This is a genomic window from Candidatus Propionivibrio aalborgensis (assembly GCF_900089945.1).
Lineage (GTDB): Bacteria > Pseudomonadota > Gammaproteobacteria > Burkholderiales > Rhodocyclaceae > Propionivibrio > Propionivibrio aalborgensis.
In genome coordinates this window covers 1-20,942 of sequence record NZ_FLQY01000001.1, presented here as the reverse complement: position 1 = coordinate 20,942, position 20,942 = coordinate 1, and the positions used below count along the sequence as shown (strand labels likewise).

The window sequence follows — 20,942 nt, the reverse complement described above, 5'->3', positions numbered from 1 at the left end:
TACAACCCGGCTCATCTCGCTACCGCTTTGCATCTGAGAGAGATTTGATGCTCCAGCCCTGACTCCGCCGCTCTCAACTCTACGCGGGAAGGCGCCTAAGGTGTATAATGCGCCCCCTATGCTATTGATTCCACATTTCTTTATAGGCGCTGCCGATGCGTTTTGACGAACTCGGCCTCGCGCCCGAGCTGCTAAGAGCCATTTCCGAACAGGGTTACACAGACCCGACGCCGATTCAGGCACAAGCAATTCCAATCGTACTTGCCGGCAACGACCTGATGGGTGGCGCCCAGACCGGTACGGGCAAAACCGCTGCGTTCACGCTGCCGTTGTTGCAGCGCATCCTGCCTTTTGCCAGCCCGAGCCCGTCACCCGCCCGTCACCCGGTGCGGGTGCTGATGCTTGCGCCGACGCGCGAGCTGGCGATTCAGGTCTACGAGTCGGTCAAGACCTACAGCAAGCACGTCCCGATAAGGAGCTTGTGCACTTACGGCGGAGTCGACATCAAGCCGCAGATCGACGAGATTCGCCGTGGTGTCGAGGTGCTCGTTGCCACGCCGGGCCGCTTGCTTGATCTGGTCGAACAGAAATGCCTCAACTTCGGTAGCGTGCAGGCACTGGTGCTCGACGAAGCCGACCGCATGCTGGACATGGGCTTTGTTCCCGATGTCACGCGCATCATCAACCTGCTGCCGAAACAGCGGCAGAGCTTGCTGTTTTCGGCGACATTCTCGGAAGAGATCAAGAAGCTGGCCGACAAGATGCTCAAGTCGCCGGTGCTGATCGAAGTCGCCAAGCGCAACACCGTTTCCGAGACCATCACGCACCGGGTTCACCCGGTTGCCGCCGACGCCAAACGGGCACTTCTGGTCAAACTGCTCCGATCATCGGAATTCAACCAGGTTCTGGTTTTTACCCGCACCAAGATCGAAACGAACAAGCTTGCCCGCGAATTGCAGCGGGCCGGCATTGCGGCCGACTCGATTCACGGTGACAAGAGTCAGCTGGATCGCCTGAAGGCACTCGAAGCTTTCAAGACCGGGACAGTGCTGGTGCTCGTCGCCACCGACGTCGCGGCACGCGGCCTGGATATCGACGAACTGCCGCATGTCATCAATTTCGAACTGCCGCATACCCCGGAAGATTACATCCACCGCATCGGCCGTACCGGGCGCGCCGGCAAACAAGGGACGGCAATTTCCCTCGTTTCGGCGCACGAGGTTCAGTATCTGGTCGACATTGAAAAGCTGATCAAGATACAGGTTGAGCAGGTCGTCGTGCCGGGCTTCGATCCGGAATACGATTACGAATACCCGCCCACCGGACGAAAATCGCATCATCGTCGCCCGCCAGCGCCTTCGGCGTCGGTCGCGCCAGCGGCCAGAACGCGTCGTGAGCATTCGCCTGGGAGCAGTTCGGCGAGCAACAGGCGCAAGAGCCATATCGCTGCCGACGGTTTCGATTTCAGCAAGCCGTATGAAAGCGCCGAGCCGCATCCCATGGCAGCTCCCGCCGACACGGAGACAGCGCAGGTCGTTGCGCACATGGAGTACCCGCACAAGCCGCGCCGTCTTGTCGCGGCCTTGCTGGGCGGACTGGGTCGTAATAAGGCTGGCTAGTTTTAGCCAGCCGGGTGTGCTTTGCCTGACGGTTTCTTGGCTGGTGCGTCCACCAGTTTCAGGATGGCGACCGACACATTGTCACCCTCGCCCTGCGCCCGTTTGCGCGCCCGGCTGATCAGCAATTCCGAAGCTTCACGCGCAGAATAGGCGGCAACCACACCGGCAAGCTCCGCATCGCCAAAGTACCCCCAGAGACCGTCGGAACACAGCAGAAAGGAATCACCTGCCTGCAGGTCTTCGGCTTCGCCGAAATCGACTTTCGGCGTTTCGTTGCCGCCGAGCGAGGTAATCAGGATGTTGCGGTTGGGATGAACCAATGCCTCCTCCGCAGTGATCTTTCCCCTGGCGACCAGTTGCTCAACGTAGGAATGGTCGATCGTGCGAAAAAAGGGTTGATCGCCCCGGAATCTGTAGAGTCGGCTATCACCGCAATGCGCCCAGCTTACCTTGCCCGGTTGCAGGATCAACATCACCGCCGTGCTGTGCGGATCCTTCTCGTTGATGAAGCGCGATGCCTTGATCAGCATGTGAGCCTCACTGAGGCTGGCTTCCAGCATCGACTGCGGGGTTTCGCTACGCGCCGAGAATTGTTCGAGGTTGTTGCAGGCCGTGTGCAGGACCTGCTGTGCCGCCAGCACTCCGCCGGTATGTCCGCCCATGCCATCCGCAACGACGGCGAGTGCGACTCCGCCGCCTTTCGGGTGAGGGAAAAGGCCCACACGATCCTGCTGCTCCTTGCGATCACCCTGATGTTGGGCAACGCAGGCATCAATATTTATCGGCATTACGCTGAGTCTCCGCGGAGGAGGCCAGAGTATCACGATTGTTTGGGGCTGATACAGAGTGGGTGCGCGAAATGCTGCGTAACGCCTATCCAGGGCTGAGCGCGAAGTGGTCTTCCGATATAATCAGCGACTTGATCGATCATCCCTCACAGGAAACCAGCTATGGGAAACCGGCTCTCAAAGATTGTCACTCGCACCGGCGATGCCGGTACCACCGGCCTTGGCGACGGAACGAGAGTTGCCAAGGATTGCCTGCGCGTCGAGGCGATGGGTGAGGTCGACGAACTGAATTCCAGCCTTGGCGTCTTGCTGACCGAAGCGGTACCTGAAGTGATCCGTGACGCTCTACTCGGTATCCAGCACGATCTTTTCGACCTCGGCGGCGAACTCTGTATACCGGGGTCAAGCATTATCAGCGAGGCGCACATCGCCCGCCTCGAGGAACACGTCGCGGAATTCAACGATAGCCTTGAGCCCCTCAAGGAGTTCATCTTGCCGGGTGGAACCCGTGCCGCCGCGCTTGCGCACCTTTCACGCACCATCTGCCGTCGCGCCGAACGTCGCGTTGTCCATCTCGCGAACAGCGAAGCAGTCTCCGACTTCGCTCGCAGATACCTGAATCGCTTGTCCGATCTGCTGTTCGTGCTCGGACGCTCGCTGAACAAGGCCGGCGGCCGAGGCGATGTCCTGTGGGCGCATGGTGGGAGCCGAAACAAAGCGTAAGCGGCCGGGTCAGCAAGAACGGCGTTTTAGCTATGCTCCGGCTGTTGTCGGCAAGGCCAGGGATTTAGCAGCATCAATGGTTCCCGGTGTGTTGCAGGCGAGTCTCTAAAGCGGTAATCCGATCGAGCAAATCGAGCGCCAAAGCGACGCCGGGAGGATTGATATCCAGATCGCGCGACAGCCGCAGGGCCAGCTGCGCACGGCGCAAGGAGTCGCCACTGAAGCGCCAATCCTGGGGCGAATTGCCGTGCGGTTCCAGCACACCCTCCAATACCCAGGCCTGTATGTGCGTTTCGTCAGCGCAACAGGCCTGACACAGTTCCACCAGCGTCAAATGGACTTCCTCCACCACCGTTCCCTGGATAAATGTCACATTGGCTTGGTTCATGACCGCTTATCCTTTCAAGTGTGTTCGGGGATTGAAATCAAAGGCCTGCGCCATTGCCCGGTAGGCTTCGCGCTTGGCTTCACTATCGGCCGGCGGCAGGGCGATTTTCAAGACGACGTAAAGATCGCCCGGTGGCGTTCCCGGAATGCCGCGGCCTTTCAAGCGCAACTGACGACCTGCTGCCGAGTCGGGCGGGATCGTGAGCTGCACCGGCCCCTCCGGCGTTGGCGTGCTGACCGAGGCGCCAAGGGCAGCTTCCCAAGGTGCCACCGGGAGGTCCAGATAGACGTCGCGACCGTCGGCCCGAAAATTCGAATGCGGGTTGAAATCTATTTCCAGATACAGGTCGCCTGCCGGCCCCTCACCCAGCCCCGGACCGCCCTGGCCAGCCAGACGCAAGTGCTGGCCAGCACGAACGCCCTTGGGGATGCTCACGTCCAGCGTGCGCTCATGCGTTGCGACCCGGCCCTGCGCATCGAGCACTGGCATGCGCAGCGAAATGCTGCGCTTTGCTCCGCGATAGGCATCGTGCAGGTCGATCATCACCTTGGCATGGTGATCCTGCCCCTGGGCATGCATGGATGCTCGATGCGGCTGTGCCCCCCAGCCCTGTCGTCCGAAAAGCGTTTCGAAGAAATCGCTGAACTCAGCCGCATCACCCGGCCCGGCCTCGCGACCACTGAACTCGAAACCGGCATCCCAACCCGGCGGCGGCTGGAAGTCCTGCCCGGCCTTCCAGCTACTGCCCATCTGATCGTAGGCGACGCGCTTCTCTGGATCCTTCAAAACGGCATAGGCTTCGCCAATATCCTTGAAGCGTGTCTCAGCATCCGCTTCCTTGCTCACGTCCGGGTGATACTTGCGCGCCAGTTTGCGATACGCGTGCTTGATGTCGTCTTGCGTAGCACTGCGTTCAACGCCAAGTGTCTGGTAGTAGTCCTTGAATTTCATGGTCGGGCTGCGCTGATGTTGTTATTAAGTGCACAACTTACACTCATTCACGGAAATTATGAATCCCGGACAAAAGGGTCACAGGTCGGCGGCAGGGGTAAGCCGTAGAGTCATTCGACTGCCGCTCGCATCGTGGCAGCTCACGCCCAGCCTGCTGGAACCTTTCAATCGAGAAAGGGACAGGGCCTGAATCAGGTTACGGAACGGCTTGGCGGCTTTCTGGAACCTGACGCGCCCGCTCCCGATGGCTTCCAGCAAGGCCAGGCCGCGGCCGCGAATGAGATGGCTTTCGCCGGCAGCCAGGAATACATCGCCCGCTTCGCCCTCGACGGTCAACCAGATCCTGCCTGCAGTGCAAATGACGCGTACGCCGCGGGCCGACATCAGGCGCACTGGCGCGTTGTGGGCGAGACACAATTCGCTGTTGTACGGATCGAAATTCATAAGCGGCTCTCCTTGTGCGGCAGGCCTTGCTTTGGTGAAGGGAAGTGTAGAACGCCAGGTTCAGGAGAAACAGCCACAAATATAGCGAATTGTTACCGGTACAGTTCTAAGTCGGTGCAATTGTACCTGTCGTGATAAGCCGCAACTGTGTTGGTGAATCCGATGGGAGACGAGGGTTAAACGAGGGCCTATTTCTCGCCGAAATCATCCGCCGTGTTGACGGCCGCATGTTCCGGGGCACTTGCTGGAAGTGCTGCGCAGCTGCGGGCGTAGCGCTCGATGCCGGGCTTGGCACTCAGGCCATGTGCGACGATGCTGAGCAGCACGGTAGCCATCACCGCCAGACGGATGGTGTCCTCGCCCGGCAAATTCTCCTGTTGCTCCAGATACACCAGCCCCAGAACGATCGACGCCAGGCCGCGCGGGCCGAACCAGCCGAGGAAAAGTACGGTCGTTCGGCTGAGTCCGATACCGGCAACCGCCACTGCGACAGGCAGCATGCGCACGACCGTCAGGCTGAGAAGCGCATAAAGGAGGATGGCCGGTGTGAAATCATGCCAGGCGCGCGCGAAGAGCAGCCCGAACAAGAAGAAGACGAAAAAATCGAACAGTTGTCCCCAACCTTCGGTGAACTCGACGCAGTGGCGTCCGATTTTGGGGAATCCCACCTGCGCCGCCAGACCGGCAACGAATGCGGCGATGAACATGCTCGCGTGGGATTCTTCCGCCGCCATTATGCACAGCAGCGGCATCGCCACCACGCCAAGTTGGCCAAGCGAGGGGGACATCCACTGCCGGCGCTGCGCCAGCCCCATCAGCAGTCCGCCGCCCAGCCCGATCACCAGCCCGATCACGGTGCCGTAGCCGATCTGTTCGAGGAGAAAACGCGCGAGTACGCCCCGTGTGCTCGCTCCATCTTCGATCGCGGTGGCGAGTGCGATGAACAGCATCAGGAAAGGGACCGCCAACCCGTCATTGAGTCCGGCCTCGACGTTCAGTGCCTGCCGTATGCGCGCCGGGACGCGCGGGCTATTGACGATGATCTGACCGAGGCCGGCGTCGGTCGGTGCGAGTATCGCCGCGAGAATACCCGCTTCCCACCACGACAGCCCAGCGAAGCACGCCATCGCCGCTGCCGCACCGAGCAGGATGGTGAGCAGCATGCCGGAGCTGAGCAAACGCACCGGCAACTTGTGGTTGTCCTGCAGAGCGCGTCGGTTGATGTGCGACGCGTCGGTGAACAAGGTCATTACCAGACCGACTTCGGCGATTACCAAGAGCGCTTTGCGGTCGATGAACAGTTCCCTGGACGCCTCGGGAAAGAGCAGCATGAACGCGCCCGCTGCAGTGAACAGGATCGGCGCGGTGATGAGCGTGCTTTCCAGTTTGCGCGACACCAGGCTGTAGGCAAAGACCAGGAGAATGAATGCAGCGGCGATCAGCATAGGGGCATGTTTCCGAAGCGAACAACGTTAACCGGGCGCTGACGCCCGGAATGTGAATTGATGATACTTGCGGTCCGGTAGTCTGTCGAACGGTGAGGGATGTGCCAATAGCATGCATGTATAATCGTTGTGCCTGTTCTCGCTTGGTAAGTCGCCTTTCCAAGGGTGGCGTTTGTTGAAGCGGAACAGCAAGGCTTGGCGCATTACGCATGGGAGCCTTTTCGCAGCGCGCCAGTCGAGCACCGTTGCGGCGCTCTGACGATCGCACGGAAGGAGTGAGGAATGAGAGCGCCGCGAATGGAAGGCTGGCGATGATCGAAGCTCTTGAGAAAGTCAGCAATTTCGCCGTACTCACCTACGTCGTCAGCAGCATGCTGGTCATGGGCATGAGCCAGCGACTGCGTGATGTCGTCGCGCCGCTGAAGAATCCACGAATGGTCGGCGTCGCGCTGGCGGTGAATTTCATTGCCGCACCCTTGCTGGCACTCCTGCTCTCGCGACTGATCCCGCTACAACCTGCGCACGCAGTCGGCTTGCTGCTGCTGAGTGGTGCGGCAGGTTCGCCGTTCATCCCCAAGCTGGCCGAAGTGGCGGACGGCAATCTGGCGTATTCGGTGGCGATCATGGTTCTGCTGATGGTTGGCAGTATCGTGCTTATCCCTGTCGCACTACCCTTTACCGTACCGGGATTGTCGGCTGATCCCTGGAGTATCGCCAAGCCGTTGATCCTGACGATGATGTTGCCTCTGGCCCTCGGTTTCGTGCTGAGCGCGCGTTGGGCACAGGCGAGTGAGCGTGTGCTGCCATTTCTGCGCAAGCTATCGAGCCTCGCTTTTCTGCTGCTTCTGGTGCTGATGGTCGGGCTCAACATTCAGGCGCTTGTCGATACGCTGGGCAGTTTCGCGATCGGTACTTATCTGCTGTTCGTGCTTGCCGTGTTGGTGCTCGGATACGCCGTTGGCGGAGACGATCTTCGTACGCGAGGTGTCTTTGCCATTTCCAGCGCACAGCGAAACACGTCTGCGGCGCTGGTGGTTGCCGTCGAGAGTCTCAACGACCCGGCGGTCGTGGTCATGTTGCTGGTGAGTGCGATGGCGGGGCTGGTGATACTGCTGGGCACGGCGCGCCTGCTGCGTGTCCGCTTGGCAAGAGTCAATTGATTTCGGGGAGAAGAACATGGAAGCCACGGGAAAGAGCGCAGGAATGAAGGTCGTTATCGTCGGTGGTGTGGCTGGCGGCGCATCGTGTGCAGCGCGCCTGCGCCGGTTGAACGAAACCGCGGAAATCATCATGGTCGAACGCGGGCCGTACGTTTCCTATGCCAACTGCGGGCTGCCCTACCACGTCGGCGGGGTAATCCAGAAGGAGGCGAGTCTGATGGTGGCGGACGCGAACACCTTCCGTTCACACTTTGCCGTCGACGCGCGGACCGGTTGCGAAGCCATCAAGATTTCGCCGGACAAGAAAACCGTCGAGCTGCGCGACGTGGCGACCGGCCAGGTGACAACCGAGTCCTACGACAAGCTGGTGCTGTCGCCCGGTGCGCCGTCGGTGCGCCCGCCGCTGCCCGGAATCGATCTGCCGGGTATCTTCCAGGTGCGGACCGTCCCCGATGCACGGGCGATCCGCGAGTGGATTGAGCGCGGCTCGCTTTTTCTTTCCGGGATGGACAAGTACTCCGGTTTCCAGACGGTCAGACCCAAGACCCGTGCGGTGGTCATCGGTGGCGGTTTCATTGGCCTCGAAACGGCGGAGAATCTTGTCCATCGCGGTTTCGACGTCACGCTTATCGAGATGCTCGATCAGGTCCTGGCGCCGCTTGATCAGGAAATGGCGCGCATCGTCGAGGGCTACGTCGAGCGGCATGGTATTCGTCTGGCACTCAACGACGGCGTCGCCGGATTCCAGCAGGCGGCGAATGGTTCGCTCGAAGTCCTCACCAAATCCGGCAAGATGCATCCCGCCGATATCGTGATCCTCGCGCTTGGCGTGCGTCCGGACACCGCGCTGGCGAAGACAGCCGGCCTCGAAATCGGCGAACGCGGCGGTATCCGCGTCGACGAACAGATGCGCAGCAGCAACCCGGACATCTTCGCTGTCGGCGACGCCGTCGAAGTCAGGGATTTCGTGACCAAGGAGTGGAGTCTGATCGCGCTTGCCGGACCGGCAAACCGGCAGGGTCGTATCGCTGCCGATGTGATTGCCGGGCGTGACTCACGCTTCCGTGGCACGCAGGGCACCTCGATCATCGGGCTCTTCAGTGCATCCGCCGCCTGGGTCGGCGCCAGCGAAAAGACGCTCAAGCGGATCGGTGACAGCGACTACGAGAAGATCTACCTCTACCCGAATTCGCACGCGGGCTACTACCCGGGTGCGCGGCCGATCGCGATGAAGATACTATTCCGGAAATCCGACGGGCGTTTCCTCGGCGCGCAGGCGGTCGGCGAGGATGGCGTGGACAAGCGGATAAGCGCGCTGGCCATGGCGCTGCAAATGGGTGCGACGATCTACGACCTCGAGGAAGCCGAGCTGTGCTACGCGCCGCAATTCGGCAGCGCCAAGGATCCGGTGAATTTCGCCGGGATGGTTGCCGCCGATATCCTCCGCGGCGACATGCCGCTGAGTCACTGGGATGCCACCGACGACGCATTTCTCCTCGACGTGCGCGAGCCTGCTGAACTCGCGGTCGAAAGCGTTCCGGGTGCGCACAACATCCCGATGGGGCAACTGCGGGCACGTCTCGCCGAACTGCCCAAGGATCGGGAAATCCTCATCGTTTGCCGCTCCGGCCAGCGGGCCTACTACGCGACGCGAGTCCTTCTTCAAAACGGGTTCAAGGCCCGAACTGTTGCGGGAGGAATGCTGTCACGGGTCATCCTCTCGATGACGGGAGAAAGCGCTTGCAGTGATCTCTAGGCGGGCAGAACGTGGCGTCGGGCGCGCCATGGAGCGGATGGGCTTGTGAGGCGGATGATGGCTTTATGGCTGTTGCTGGTCGTTTCGCTGCTCGTGCTGGGGGGTTGCGCGACGCGTCCGATCAATCCGCCGATCGCCGAAGTGCACCCGGAAAGGGGCTACCGCCTGGAAAGTCGGCAGGCGCACGTCAAGGACAAATCGAATCTGGTTGTTCTCGCCTTTTCCGGCGGGGGTACCCGTGCCGCGGCTTTTTCATATGGCGTGCTGGAGTTCCTGCGACGCACAAGGATCGTCGGAGCCACAGGTAAAGAAGCCCGCCTTCTGGACCAAGTCGACGTGATTAGCGGCGTTTCCGGAGGCAGCTTTACGGCGCTGGCATATGGACTCTACGGCGACAAGTTGTTCTCCGAGTACGAGAGTCGCTTCCTGAAGCGCGATGTGCAGGGCGAGATCACGGCCCGATTCTTCAGCCCGCGTTACTGGCCGAATCTGTGGTCGAGCAACTGGGGGCGCTCGGAGCTGGCGGCCGACCTGTATGACGAAATACTGTTCAATGGTGCGACCTTCGGAGATCTCGACCGGAGCAATGGCCCGCTGATTATGGCGTCGGCAACCGACATCTCGACCGGGGCTCGTCTGGTCTTCGACCAGGACTTCTTCGATCTGTTGTGCTCCGATCTTGATGAGGTGCCGTTGTCGCGCGCCGCTGCCGCATCATCGGCGGTTCCGGTAGTGCTTTCGGCCGTTACGCTCAACAACTATGGCGGCAGCTGCAACTACGCGGCACCTCGCTGGCTACAACTGTTGACCGGACCCACCGGTCCACCGCGGCCGGCCGCACGCGCGGCGCGCGAGATCGATGAACGGCTGGCGTTTGCTGATGGCGCTCATCGCCCGTACATTCATCTTGTGGACGGTGGCATTGCAGACAACGTTGGTATGCGCAGTGTGCTTACCGTACTGGAATTACTGGAGGTATTGCATCGCGCAGGCGTGCCAACGCGGCTTGACGGCGTGCGTAGGATCATCGTCTTTGTCGTGAACTCGGTGTCCTCGCCACGGACTCAGTGGGATGAATCGGAGAGCTCACCTGGTATCCTGGATACCCTGGTCAAAGCGGCTGGTGTTCCGATAGACCACTATTCTTACGAAGCGATGGAAGTGTTGAAAGACAAGGCGGCACGCTGGCAGTCCCTGCGACGGCTTCGGCAATCGGCGGCGTTCGCGAACAATACGGATCCGGTGATCACCGATGAGCTGAAAGCCCCGGATATCGATGTTTATGCCGTGGACGTTTCATTTCAGGCCCTGGACGACAAGGCTGAAATGGATTACCTGAACGAATTGCCAACGTCCTTCGTGCTGCCCGCTGAGGCGGTGGATCGTCTGCGTGCCGCCGCAGGCAGCATCATCTTGCAGTCACCGGAATTCCAGCGGCTGTTGAAGGATGCCGGCGCACAGGTCGTTTCCCAGTAGTCGTTCATCGTTCATGTAGCCGGCGGCGAGCCGCTGGCCCGCGAGATTGACCACGATTCATCGGCACCCATATACTGCATTCATAATCTACGGCGTTCCGGTACTTCGCTGAATGTCGGACGATCGGGGCGTCAGTGGCTGGGGAGCGCGCTCAGGGGTGCGGCTACATCCTTCGGCTTGCTGTCGGGGGAACGGGCGTTGATGTTGTGGTTTATTTCGCGTCAGGATGCGTATTTGTCGAAGCACCGGCGGGTAATCCGGTCGTTTTCGGCAGCAACCCTTTCGGTGAATTCGGTGAATTCGATGAATTCGATGGATGATCCTAAAAACAGCAGTCGAGTTATTCGGATCGGTTAGAACGTGGCAATTTGGGGAGGTGGGTGGAGCGGCGTCAGCGCAAATTTGGCGAACGCGCGAGTCAATATTGCGCGCAGTCGCTGAGCGTCAGTTAACTGCTCCGCAGTGGATTTCAACGTAGCCAGAAAGGCAGCCAGATTCATCAGAACGGCCTGTATTGCAGAGCGCTTGGCATGTGTGCTGGTGATCGTCAGTCGAGTTTGTCCGCTGTGGCGGGTTTGCGTAGCAACGCCATGCAGCAGCAAGGGCCGACTGGAAATGGCCTCGAAATGTTTGTGGGGTTGCGCCAGTCGTACAAACAAGGTCCACCAGTTATAAACGAGTGCCACCATGCGGGCCATCATTTGGCAGCGCGCCAGATCCTGAGTGGTAAAGCCGCCCCATCCCCATTGATTCTTCAGTTCGTCAAAGTTGTTCTCCGAGTCGGCGCGGTCACGATACAGTTGCGCCAGCGTCAGTATCGGGTGCGCTGTTGAAGTGACCAGCACGGCGTATTCGTAGCGTGCAGTGGGGACATCGCCCTCAATGAAGGCCAACTTGCCTTGGGACTCGTCTTTCTCAGTCAGCAGCATCTCACCAGTGAGCTTTCGGCGTAATACGACGACCCGGCGGGCGCGCGTCCACCCGGATAAGGTCAATTCCTCCTCCGTGCCCTCCCACCCTTGCCCGGCGTCTTCCCAGTCGCTTTGACGGAAGAGTTTCTTGATCAGTGCCTTGACGTTAGACGTCAGTTTTAGCTTGCTCAGATACGGCTGCTCACGGATTTCGGCCTCGCGCAGGACCGCCTCATTGCCATAGGCGACGTCACCACGGAGCAAGGCAGGACGTTCATTTCTGGGTAGCGCATCAAGCCACGCCCAGATGCCCGGCATGCTATGCAGCGGTGCCGTTTCATTGCCTGCCATGACATCCACGCGCAACGCGAGTCGGGTGTTGGCCATCAAAGCACTGTGGTAGTTGTGCGAAGGACGACCTGGCTTCTTCGGGTTGTAGCCAACGATCGCCGCTTCCTGTTTGCCATAAAGGCACTTTACGGTCACATCCAGGTCCAGAATCCATGGCGTAGTGAGCAGTGGCTGCGTCGTCTTGCTCAGGTGGTAATCGAGCCATTCCTTCCCCGCCGATTCGTCGAGCTTCTTGAGGGCACGTCGTGCCGCATCCTCCGACACCAGTTGTTCGACACCCAGCAGCTCCGGGTGTATGCCATCCTGGCGGATGGCGGTAATGTGTGCATAGCGGTGGTGCCCCGCGAGAATCGATAACAGGAACGTCGCCAGTACCTCGCGCTTGCCCGAGGCATTGTTACTTTGGTAGCTCAGCGGGCAATCGGCGACCCATGCGTCAAATAGACCACCGACTTTGAGAAACTCAATAAAGAACGGCAACTGTCCCAGCGGCGTGACCGCGGCACTCGGATCCCATTCCACATGAACTCGACCACCAAAGGTATCCAGCGCAATCGCTGATTTCTGACAAGCCAATTCCTTGCGTTTCGCTTCACCCACAGGGTGACTCCTTCTCGCTCACAAAACGGGCCGCAATCCCTCAACCCACAAGCCTTAGCTTAACTCATCACGAGTTCGACTGCCGTTTAGGGGATGATGAAATTGAACTCTTGCGTTACGAACGGCTGGCGGAGGATCTGAGCGGGATTATCGCTGCCGGCAATTTGCGGCCGGGCGAGCGTCTGCCTTCGGTGCGGCGTCTGTCGCGCGAGCGGCGGTTGTCCGTGTCGACGGTGTTGCAGGCATTGCGCCAGCTGGAAGACAGAGGTCTTGTCGAAGCACGGCCGCAGTCCGGGTATTTCGTTCGTCATGCGTCGGCACGAAGAGCGCAGCCGAGCGTCCGCTCGACCCCGGAGGAAGCAGTACCGGTCGATGTCAGCCAGCGCCTGATGCGCGTGCTGCAGACCGGCGTCAAGCCCGGGGTTGCCCCCCCTCAGCGCCGCATTGCCTTCGCCAGCGCTGTTGCCGCTTGCTGCTCTTCAGCGCCTGTACGGTGGTGTTGCCCGGCGTCATCCGAAGTTGCTCGAGGGTAGCAGCCACATAAACATGGACGAGCCGGCGCTGGTTCGCCAGTTGGTACTGCGCGCTGTCGGCTGGGCAGGCCCGCAGGCGGCGAGCGAGTTTCTGATCACCAACTCCTGCACCGAAGCACTCGGGCTCTGTCTGCGCGCAACGACCCGCCCCGGTGACACGGTGGCAGTCGAATCGCCGGCGTATTACCTGATGTTGCAACTGCTTGAGGTGCTGGGGCTAAAGGCACTGGAAATTCCGACCGATCCACGCACCGGGCTGTCGATCGAGGCGCTCGATCTGGCCACGCGCACGGGCCGGATCGCGGCCTGCCTGCTGGTACCCAATGCCAGCAATCCGCTGGGCAGCATCATGCCCGATGAGCACAAGAAGCGGCTCGCGAAACTGACCGCAGAGCGTGGTGTGGCGGTGATCGAGGACGACATCTACGGCGAGCTTTACTTCGGGCAGACCCCGCCGAGACCGATCAAGGCGTTCGATCAGGTCGGCAATGTCATGCTCTGTTCGTCTTTTTCCAAGTGCCTGTCGCCCGCACTGCGTATCGGTTTCGTTGCCGCAGGCCGCTACCGGCAGCAGATCGCCTTGCACAAGACGGTCAGTAGTGGCAGCACCAATCCGATCACGCAACTGGTTCTCGCCGAATACCTCGAGTCGGGATCTTACGACCGCCACATGCGCGGATTGCGGCGGGCCTACGAACACCAGGTCGATGCCATGCGCTCGGCGGTGGCCCGGCATTTCCCGCCTGCGACGCGGATCACTCAGCCGTTGGGAGGCTTCGTCCTGTGGGTCGAGCTGCCCGACGACATCGATACCACCACGCTCTATGACCGCGCGATTGCCGCGGGCGTCGCGTACGTGCCGGGCGAACTCTTTTCGGCGAGCGGCATGTATCGGAACTGCCTCCGACTCAACTGCGGCAATCCGCATACGCCGGAGATCGAGGATGCCGTGCGCCGCCTCGGCGAACTGATGGCGTCCTGAACTCAGGACAAAACGCGACCCCCTGTTACTCGTCCAGAGGCACCTTCCTGAACGCTTCACTCGCTTCGAGGCGTGCGGCCAGCGATTCGAGCGCGGGATACTCGCCAGTTGGCCACTCATCCGGCTGGATGTAACGCACAAAGCCAATCCCGGCGACCGTGGTGATGTCGGCCTGTGTCAGGCGGTCGCGAAAGAGGAAGTTGCCGGTCGTTCGTTCGCTTCCCTCCATGCGTTCTTCGAGCATGCTGAAGGCCTGGCGCATCTGACTGCGCAGGCGCCTGCTCCAGTCCGGGGACTGCAGTTCGAGCGGCCGATTGCGTTCGTATTGCATCGCCACCGATTTTTCGGCGGCGATGATGGCCAGCGCCATCACCTGTTGCACCTGCCGCCGCTCCGGGCCGGAGCGCGGTATCAAGGGTGAGAGGCCGCGATCAGCCGCCAGTTCTTCAAGGTAATCGAGTTGATACGCGCTTTCGTAAAGCGTTTCGCCATTGGGCAGTGTCAGCATGGGAACCTTGAACAGCGGATTGAGCGGCCGCATCGCGTCCATGTGCCGAAAAACCGACAGCGAGACGTGCTTGAAGGGGATGCCGTAGTGATTCATGGTCACGGCGACGCGACGCACGAAGGGTGAATCGAAAAGGCCGAGAAGCTGGTGCTGCCTATCGTTGTCCGCGTCCGTCATACTCATCTCCGATTGTCAGGGTCGTGCACCCGGGTTCAGCCGATGCGGTGCAGGTGAATGCTGACCGACATTTGTGCGCCCAGCCAGCCAAGTGCGGCACCTATTGCGGCCAACGCCGCGATGTTTCCGGGCGACAGTCCGTGCAGAACAAAGCTGCCACCGTACAGCGCGACGAGTTCGCCTACCGGAGCGCTGAGCAGCTCTCCACCCAGTGTGACGAGCAGTGCGGCAAGAACACCGCCAAGCGCGCCTTGCAGAGCGCCGAAATAGTGGAACGGCCGACGGATGAAGGCGTCGGTGGCGCCGATCAGTTTGGCTACTTCGATTACTGCCGCTTGCCCCAAAATCTGCAGGCGGATGGTGTTAAAAGTCACGGCAACCAGCGCACTGGCGAACAGGCTGGCGAGCAGGGTGACGGATAGTTTTCCGATGCGCAGGAAAGCGTCAAAACGTTTGATCCATGCGGAATCCAACTGGACATGTGCGACCTTCGGCCAGCCGGAAAACGACTTGGCCATCAGCTCCAGTGTTTCCGGTCGTGCGTCGACGGGCTCGACGACAAAGGCATCCGGCAGCGGGTTCTTGGGGAGGTTGGCGATGATCTCGGACATGCCCTCGGACGCTTGCAGATGCTTCAAAGCGTCGTCCCGGGAGACGAAACGCCAGTTGCCCGGCTTGGCGTCGCGCAGTCGCGACTCAATCTCGTCGACGTCCTTCCGGCTGGCATCAAGGGACATGAAAATGCTGATCTGCTGGGCGCCGGATGCGCTGCCGGCGATATCGTGCAGATTGTCAAGAACGACCCAGCCGGCGCACGGAAGCGCCAGCGCGATACCGATCACCAGAAGCGACAGCATGGTATTGAGGGGCGAGGTGGCGAGTCGGCGCAGCGCATCCTTCAGGGCCGTGAAGTGCTGGGCGAAGAAGATGCTCACGACGCAGCTCCGAGCAGTCGTCCCCGGTCGAGCTTGAGCACTCGCGGCGAGAAGTGGGCGATCCACTGCGGATCGTGTGTGGCGATGGCGATCGTGACGCCCACCTGATGGAAGGCGCGAAATATCTCGAAAATGTCTGCTGCCGATTCCGCGTCCAGATTGGCTGTTGGCTCATCGGCCAGCAAAATGGCCGGCCGATTGACAACGGCTCGGGCGATGGCCAGCCGTTGCTGTTCCCCGCCGGAAAGGGCGATCGGGTACGCATTTTCGCGGCCATGAAGTCCCACTTTGTCGAGTGCGGCATAAGCCCTGCGGGAAGCGTCTTTGGCGGACAGACCGACAATGGCCAGCGGCAACAGCACGTTGTTCAGCGCGCTGCGGTCGAAGAGCAATTTATGATCCTGAAAGATCAGGCCAATGTTGCGGCGAAGGTAAGGAATTGCGCTTCTGCGCAAGGCGGCGAGGTTCTGCCCGTTGACCACAATGCTGCCTGAAGTCGGGCGTTCAATGGCCGCCAGCAGACGAAACAGCGTCGATTTCCCCGCCCCGGAATGGCCGCTCAAGTACACCATTTCACCCGCACTGATTTCGAAGCTGACTTCCTTGAGTGCTTCCAGCCCCTGGGGGTAGCGTTTGCTTACGGCCGAACAGGCGATCATGAGCAAGAATCCGAACGATTGCCGCAGATCAGCCCGGAACGAAATGCCGAGGGAAGTAGTGAGCGGGCTGAGATTGAAAAGGCAAGGCTCATTGCTCGAACAGCCCGTCGACGAAATCGCGGGCGATGAAAGGGCGCAGGTCGTCAATGCCTTCGCCAACGCCGATGAACCGGATCGGCTTCGGGCACTGGCGCGCAATGGCGGCAACAACGCCTGCTTTGGCCGTTCCGTCGAGTTTGGTGACGATGAGGCCGGTGACGTTGATCGATTTGTCGAAAGCATTGACTTGTTGCAGGGCGTTCTGACCGAAATTAGCGTCGAGTACGAGGAGGGTTTCATGTGGGCCGCTGGGATCGGCTTTCTGGATGACGCGACGCACTTTGGCGATTTCTTCCATGAGGTGAAGTTGCGTCGGCAGGCGGCCGGCGGTGTCGGCCAGCACGATGTCGATCCCGCGCGCTCTGGCTGCCGAAATGGCATCGAAGATGACGGCCGCCGGGTCACCGGACTCCTGAGAAATCACCGTCACATTGTTACGCTCGCCCCAGGTCTGCAACTGCTCGCGAGCTGCCGCACGGAAGGTGTCGCCGGCCGCCAGCAGGACCGACAGGCCCTGTGCGTGAAAATACTTTGCCAGTTTTCCGATCGAGGTGGTTTTCCCTGCGCCGTTGACCCCGGCGATCATGATGATGAAGGGGCGCTGCGATGAAATCTGAAGCGGCTTTTCGAGGGGTAGCAGCAAGTCGTGCATGGCGGCCGAGAGCGCCTGCTGGATGCCCTCCGGGGTGTCGACCTTGAGCTTTTTGGCCCGGATCCTGAGCTCGTTCAACAAGTGCTGCGTGGCCTCCATGCCGACATCGCAGGTCAGCAGCAGGGTTTCGAGCTCCTCAAGCAACTCGTCATCAATCTTGCCGCGAGAGAAGATCGACTTGAGCTTCCCGCCAAATTGAGCGCGTGTTCGAGCAAGGCCCGTTTTGAGGCGTTCACGCCAGGTCGGCTCAGGTGTGGTACTGACCTGAGCATCATTTTGCGGGTCAGCGGATTTCTTGAGGAAACCAAACATGGTGCTTTCTTGTCACTGGAAGGGTCGGATAATGAGGCGATGGTAAGATTGCACCGCGAGTTGCCTTGTTGTTACCTGTTCCCCAATTTTATCAGAAGCCATCTATGCTCAGACGCTACGCAAGATTGATTCCCCTGTTACTGGCATTAATTCTGGTCGTCCCGGCGGATGCCCTGGCCAACCCCTTCGAGCTTCAGTTGGCCAACGGCCTGCGGGTTATCGTCAAGGAGGATCATCGTGCACCAACGGCGGCGCACATGGTCTGGTATCACGCCGGCAGCATGGACGAAACCAACGGCACGACCGGTGTGGCGCACCTGCTCGAACACATGATGTTCAAGGGCACGCCGACCACCGGAGCGGGCGAATTCAGCCGTCTGGTGGCGGCGGAGGGCGGTCGTGATAACGCCTTTACCAGCAAGGATTACACTGCCTACTTCCAGCAGGTGCCGAAGCAGAAGCTAGCCCAGATGATGCAGCTCGAGGCCGATCGCATGCGCCACCTGAACCTTGACCCCAAGGAGTTCGCACAGGAGAGCAAGGTCGTCATGGAGGAGCGTCGGCTGCGTACCGACGACCAACCACAGTCGCTGCTCTTTGAGCAGATGAATGCAGTTGCGCTGCAGGCGCACCCTTACCGCGTGCCGGTCATCGGCTGGATGAACGACCTGGAAAACATGACTGTCGGCGATGCCCGCGACTGGTACGAGCGCTGGTACGTGCCGAACAACGCCATTGTCGTGATTGTCGGCGATGTTGATCACATGGAGGTGTTCAGACTGGCCGAGAAGTACTACGGTTCGCTGCCGCCGCGCGCACTGCCTTCGCGCAAGCCGCAAGACGAGCCGGAGCAAACCGGAATTCGCCGCCTGACGGTCAAAGCGCCGGCGGAACTGCCGGTGGTGCTGATGGCCTACAAGGTGCCGGTCATTCGCGATGTCGAGAACGATATCGACCCCTATGCCCTCGAAATGCTTGCGGCGATTCTGGACGGGCACGATGCGGCCCGCTTTTCAAAGAGCCTGATCCGCGAACAGCGCCTGGCGACGTCTGCGGGGGCCGGTTACGATTCGACTTCTCGCGGCCCTGGCATGTTCTATCTGATGGGTTCCCCCAGCGAGGGTAGAACCCGCACCGAGCTGGAGACGGGTTTGCGTGCCGAGATTGCGCGCATTGCCAAAGACGGCGTTGCCGCCGCCGAGTTGGCGCGGGCCAAGGCGCAACTGGTTGCCGGCGTGATCTACAAGCTCGATTCAATGTTTGCGCAGGCCATGGAAATCGGGCAGCTCGAATCGGTCGGGATTTCCTATCGGCTGAAGAAAAGAATGATCGAAAAGCTGCAAGCCGTGAGCGCAGAGCAGGTCCAGGCGGTGGCACAAGAGTATTTCCGTGATGAGCGTCTGACGGTCGCCGAACTCGACCCTCAACCCCTGTCGCAGACGCCACGTGTGCACTCTGTCGCACCCCGTCATTGAGAGAATTGACAATGAAACTATTTCAATCGCTTTGCGCACTGTGCCTGTGCCTGTCCGCCCAGATTGCCCATGCCGGCCCGAAGATCGAGCATTGGCTGGCACCCTCCGGCGCACGTGTCTTCTTTGTTGAGAATCACAGTTTGCCGATTCTCGATGTGCGGGTCGATTTTGCAGCGGGTGCAGCCTACGACCCACCGGGCAAGGCCGGACTCGCTGCGCTGACCCAGGCATTGCTTGATATGGGTGTCCAGGGTATGGATGAGACGCAGATATCCAACCGCATGGCCGACCTGGGCGCCCTCCTTTCCGGCGATGTGGAACTGGATCGGGCATCTGTCAGTTTGCGCACACTTTCGACTGACGACAAGCGTATCGCCGCTCTGGATATATTCCGAGCCGTACTGGCCAGCCCGCAATTCCCGCCTGAAGTGTTCGAGCGTGAGCAGGCGCGTACAGTCGTTGCACTGAAGGAAGCGTTGACGCGCCCCGATGCAATTGCCGGCAAGGCGTTCTGGGCCGCGATGTACCCGGCGTATGCTTACGGGCGGCAGGCGTCACCCGAGACGGTGAGTTCGCTCGAGCGCTCCGACTTGGTCTCGTTCTATAGCCACAACTACACGGCGCAGCAGGCGGCAGTGTCGATTGTCGGCGACCTCACCCGGGCACAGGCTGAAGCGCTGGCGCAGCAGCTTACATCCTCACTGCCGTCGGGTGCAGGCGTCGCGGCGCTGGGGGTGCCGCAGTTGCCTGCCGCATCTGAACAACGAATCGCGCATCCGGCAGCGCAGGCGCATCTGCTGATAGGTTTGCCCGCGCTGAAGCGCGGCGACCCCGACTACTTTCCATTGATCGTCGGCAACTATTCTCTCGGCGGCGGCGGTTTTGTTTCGCGGCTGATGAAGGAAGTTCGCGAGAAACGTGGACTTGCTTACAGCGTGCAGAGCTATTTTCAACCATTGCTGCAAATCGGGCCGTTCCAGATTGGACTGCAGACGAAAAAGTCGCAGGCCAACGATGCCCTGAAGGTGACGCGTGATGTGTTGGCCGGCTTTCTCGCTGAAGGGCCGAGCGCGACCGAATTGCAGGCGGCCAAGCAGAATCTGGTTGGCAGCTTCCCGTTGCGTCTGGATAGCAATCGCAAGATTCTTGAACATGTGGCGGTGATCGGTTTCTACGGTTTGCCGCTCGACTATCTCGATCACTATGCCGAGAACGTCGAGAAGGTTACGGTAGCCGAAGTCAAGGCGGCGTTTGCACGCCATGTGAAGCAGGAAAATCTGGTTACGGTTGTCGTGGCTGGACCGCAGGACTAGAAGACGCCTGCCGCAATCATTGAATACCATACGCATCATCGGCGGCAAATGGCGGCGGCGCATTTTGCGATTTCCGCTTTCTGCTGGTTTGCGACCGACGCCCGATCGCGTGCGCGAAACCTTGTTCAACTGGCTGGGGCAGGATCTGACGGGGCTGATTTGCCTGGACCTTTTTGCCGGAAGCGGTGCGCTGGGATTTGAAGCGGCCTCTCGTGGCGCGTCAAAAGTAGTGATGGTCGAGAACGCGCCGCGGACCCTGGAGGCGCTCGAAGCGAACGCTCGCCTGCTGGCTGCGGTTGCGGGACAGTTGGAGATTGTATATAAGGATGCGGTAAGATTCACCTCTTCACTTCGTAACACAGGGTCGCGTTTTGATGTGCTGTTTCTCGACCCTCCTTTTGAGCAGGGTTGGATAGACCGGCTGACGCCACTCTTGCCGGAGATTCTGACCGAAGACGGCGTGCTTTACGTTGAAGCCGAACATGTGGTTCACGCTTGCGGCGACTGGCGTACGGTGCGCAGTGGTCGGGCAGGGCAGGTTTTTTATCACTTGATGCGACGAGGCGAGTCAAATGGCGCTTAACAAACGAGCGGCAATCTATGCAGGTACCTTTGATCCGATAACGCGGGGTCACGAAGACCTCGTTCGGCGTGCTGCCTGTCTTTTCGATCATGTAATTGTCGG

The 20,942-nt window shown here is 60.2% G+C and carries 21 protein-coding genes; 11 read left to right on the top strand and 10 right to left on the bottom strand.

The window, feature by feature from the left end; genetic code table 11:
- The first annotated feature begins 155 nt into the window (after window positions 1–155).
- Window positions 156–1,619, top strand: a complete 1,464-nt coding sequence (locus PROAA_RS00100) for a DEAD/DEAH box helicase (protein WP_186409352.1) — start codon at window positions 156–158, stop codon at window positions 1,617–1,619.
- 2 nt (window positions 1,620–1,621) lie between these two features.
- On the opposite strand, the gene PROAA_RS00095 is transcribed toward PROAA_RS00100, so the two are convergent.
- Window positions 1,622–2,407, bottom strand: a complete 786-nt coding sequence (locus PROAA_RS00095) for a PP2C family protein-serine/threonine phosphatase (RefSeq protein WP_186409351.1) — start codon at window positions 2,405–2,407, stop codon at window positions 1,622–1,624.
- 162 nt (window positions 2,408–2,569) lie between these two features.
- On the opposite strand from PROAA_RS00095, the gene PROAA_RS00090 reads away from it, so the two are divergent.
- Window positions 2,570–3,130, top strand: coding sequence for a cob(I)yrinic acid a,c-diamide adenosyltransferase (locus PROAA_RS00090; protein WP_186409350.1), 561 nt, complete (start codon window positions 2,570–2,572; stop codon window positions 3,128–3,130).
- 73 nt (window positions 3,131–3,203) lie between these two features.
- On the opposite strand, the gene PROAA_RS00085 is transcribed toward PROAA_RS00090, so the two are convergent.
- From PROAA_RS00085 to PROAA_RS00070, 4 genes are all read right to left on the bottom strand, one after another.
- Complete coding sequence (locus PROAA_RS00085; RefSeq protein ID WP_186409349.1) at window positions 3,204–3,518, bottom strand: chaperone modulator CbpM; 315 nt, start codon at window positions 3,516–3,518, stop codon at window positions 3,204–3,206.
- A 6-nt stretch (window positions 3,519–3,524) separates the two neighbouring features.
- Window positions 3,525–4,469 carry a DnaJ C-terminal domain-containing protein gene (locus PROAA_RS00080; RefSeq protein ID WP_186409348.1) on the bottom strand — a complete coding sequence of 315 codons (945 nt, stop codon included), beginning with the start codon at window positions 4,467–4,469 and terminating at the stop codon, window positions 3,525–3,527.
- 78 nt (window positions 4,470–4,547) lie between these two features.
- A complete protein-coding gene (locus PROAA_RS00075; RefSeq protein ID WP_186409347.1) occupies window positions 4,548–4,913 on the bottom strand; it encodes a DUF2917 domain-containing protein in 366 nt (121 codons plus the stop codon).
- A 188-nt stretch (window positions 4,914–5,101) separates the two neighbouring features.
- A complete protein-coding gene (locus PROAA_RS00070; RefSeq protein WP_186409346.1) occupies window positions 5,102–6,358 on the bottom strand; it encodes a cation:proton antiporter in 1,257 nt (418 codons plus the stop codon).
- 311 nt (window positions 6,359–6,669) lie between these two features.
- Between PROAA_RS00070 and PROAA_RS00065 the strand changes: the two genes are divergently transcribed.
- The 3 genes from PROAA_RS00065 to PROAA_RS00055 are packed head-to-tail and all read left to right on the top strand — an operon-like array spanning window position 6,670 to window position 10,750.
- Complete coding sequence (locus PROAA_RS00065) at window positions 6,670–7,518, top strand: bile acid:sodium symporter family protein (RefSeq protein ID WP_186409345.1); 849 nt, start codon at window positions 6,670–6,672, stop codon at window positions 7,516–7,518.
- A 16-nt stretch (window positions 7,519–7,534) separates the two neighbouring features.
- A complete protein-coding gene (locus PROAA_RS00060; protein WP_186409344.1) occupies window positions 7,535–9,274 on the top strand; it encodes an FAD-dependent oxidoreductase in 1,740 nt (579 codons plus the stop codon).
- 54 nt (window positions 9,275–9,328) lie between these two features.
- Window positions 9,329–10,750 carry a patatin-like phospholipase family protein gene (locus PROAA_RS00055; RefSeq protein WP_186409343.1) on the top strand — a complete coding sequence of 474 codons (1,422 nt, stop codon included), beginning with the start codon at window positions 9,329–9,331 and terminating at the stop codon, window positions 10,748–10,750.
- Between the two features lie 353 nt (window positions 10,751–11,103).
- On the opposite strand, the gene PROAA_RS00050 is transcribed toward PROAA_RS00055, so the two are convergent.
- Entirely contained in the window at window positions 11,104–12,612 is a 1,509-nt protein-coding gene (locus PROAA_RS00050) for a transposase (RefSeq protein ID WP_186409342.1), read from the bottom strand.
- 110 nt (window positions 12,613–12,722) lie between these two features.
- Between PROAA_RS00050 and PROAA_RS18990 the strand changes: the two genes are divergently transcribed.
- Together PROAA_RS18990 and PROAA_RS00045 are read left to right on the top strand one after the other, a co-directional pair.
- Window positions 12,723–13,145, top strand: coding sequence for a GntR family transcriptional regulator (locus tag PROAA_RS18990; RefSeq protein ID WP_245664093.1), 423 nt, complete (start codon window positions 12,723–12,725; stop codon window positions 13,143–13,145).
- Window positions 13,146–13,158: 13 nt separating this feature from the next.
- Window positions 13,159–14,127 carry an aminotransferase-like domain-containing protein gene (locus PROAA_RS00045; protein WP_245664092.1) on the top strand — a complete coding sequence of 323 codons (969 nt, stop codon included), beginning with the start codon at window positions 13,159–13,161 and terminating at the stop codon, window positions 14,125–14,127.
- 25 nt (window positions 14,128–14,152) lie between these two features.
- Here the strand turns inward: PROAA_RS00045 and PROAA_RS00040 are convergent, their stop codons facing one another.
- The 4 genes from PROAA_RS00040 to ftsY all read right to left on the bottom strand — a co-directional run bounded on the left by PROAA_RS00040 (window position 14,153) and on the right by ftsY (window position 17,469).
- Entirely contained in the window at window positions 14,153–14,812 is a 660-nt protein-coding gene (locus PROAA_RS00040) for a glutathione S-transferase family protein (protein WP_186409341.1), read from the bottom strand.
- A gap of 35 nt (window positions 14,813–14,847) precedes the next feature.
- Entirely contained in the window at window positions 14,848–15,747 is a 900-nt protein-coding gene (gene ftsX, locus PROAA_RS00035) for a permease-like cell division protein FtsX (protein ID WP_186409340.1), read from the bottom strand.
- Complete coding sequence (locus PROAA_RS00030) at window positions 15,744–16,406, bottom strand: cell division ATP-binding protein FtsE (protein ID WP_186409339.1); 663 nt, start codon at window positions 16,404–16,406, stop codon at window positions 15,744–15,746. Before PROAA_RS00030 ends, ftsX begins: the two co-directional genes overlap by 4 nt.
- A gap of 88 nt (window positions 16,407–16,494) precedes the next feature.
- The gene (gene ftsY, locus PROAA_RS00025; protein WP_186409338.1) at window positions 16,495–17,469 is read right to left on the bottom strand and encodes a signal recognition particle-docking protein FtsY; all 975 of its coding nucleotides are present in this window, start codon (window positions 17,467–17,469) and stop codon (window positions 16,495–16,497) included.
- Window positions 17,470–17,573: 104 nt separating this feature from the next.
- Here ftsY and PROAA_RS00020 point away from each other — a divergent pair, with 104 nt between their 5' ends.
- The 4 genes from PROAA_RS00020 to PROAA_RS00005 form a co-directional block, all read left to right on the top strand.
- Complete coding sequence (locus PROAA_RS00020; protein WP_186409337.1) at window positions 17,574–18,944, top strand: M16 family metallopeptidase; 1,371 nt, start codon at window positions 17,574–17,576, stop codon at window positions 18,942–18,944.
- An 11-nt stretch (window positions 18,945–18,955) separates the two neighbouring features.
- Entirely contained in the window at window positions 18,956–20,257 is a 1,302-nt protein-coding gene (locus PROAA_RS00015) for a M16 family metallopeptidase (protein ID WP_186409336.1), read from the top strand.
- Between the two features lie 19 nt (window positions 20,258–20,276).
- Window positions 20,277–20,840, top strand: coding sequence for a 16S rRNA (guanine(966)-N(2))-methyltransferase RsmD (gene rsmD / locus PROAA_RS00010; RefSeq protein ID WP_186409335.1), 564 nt, complete (start codon window positions 20,277–20,279; stop codon window positions 20,838–20,840).
- Window positions 20,830–20,942: adenylyltransferase/cytidyltransferase family protein (locus PROAA_RS00005; RefSeq protein ID WP_186409334.1), on the top strand; the 113-nt coding region annotated here is incomplete at its 3' end. The genes rsmD and PROAA_RS00005, both read left to right, overlap by 11 nt.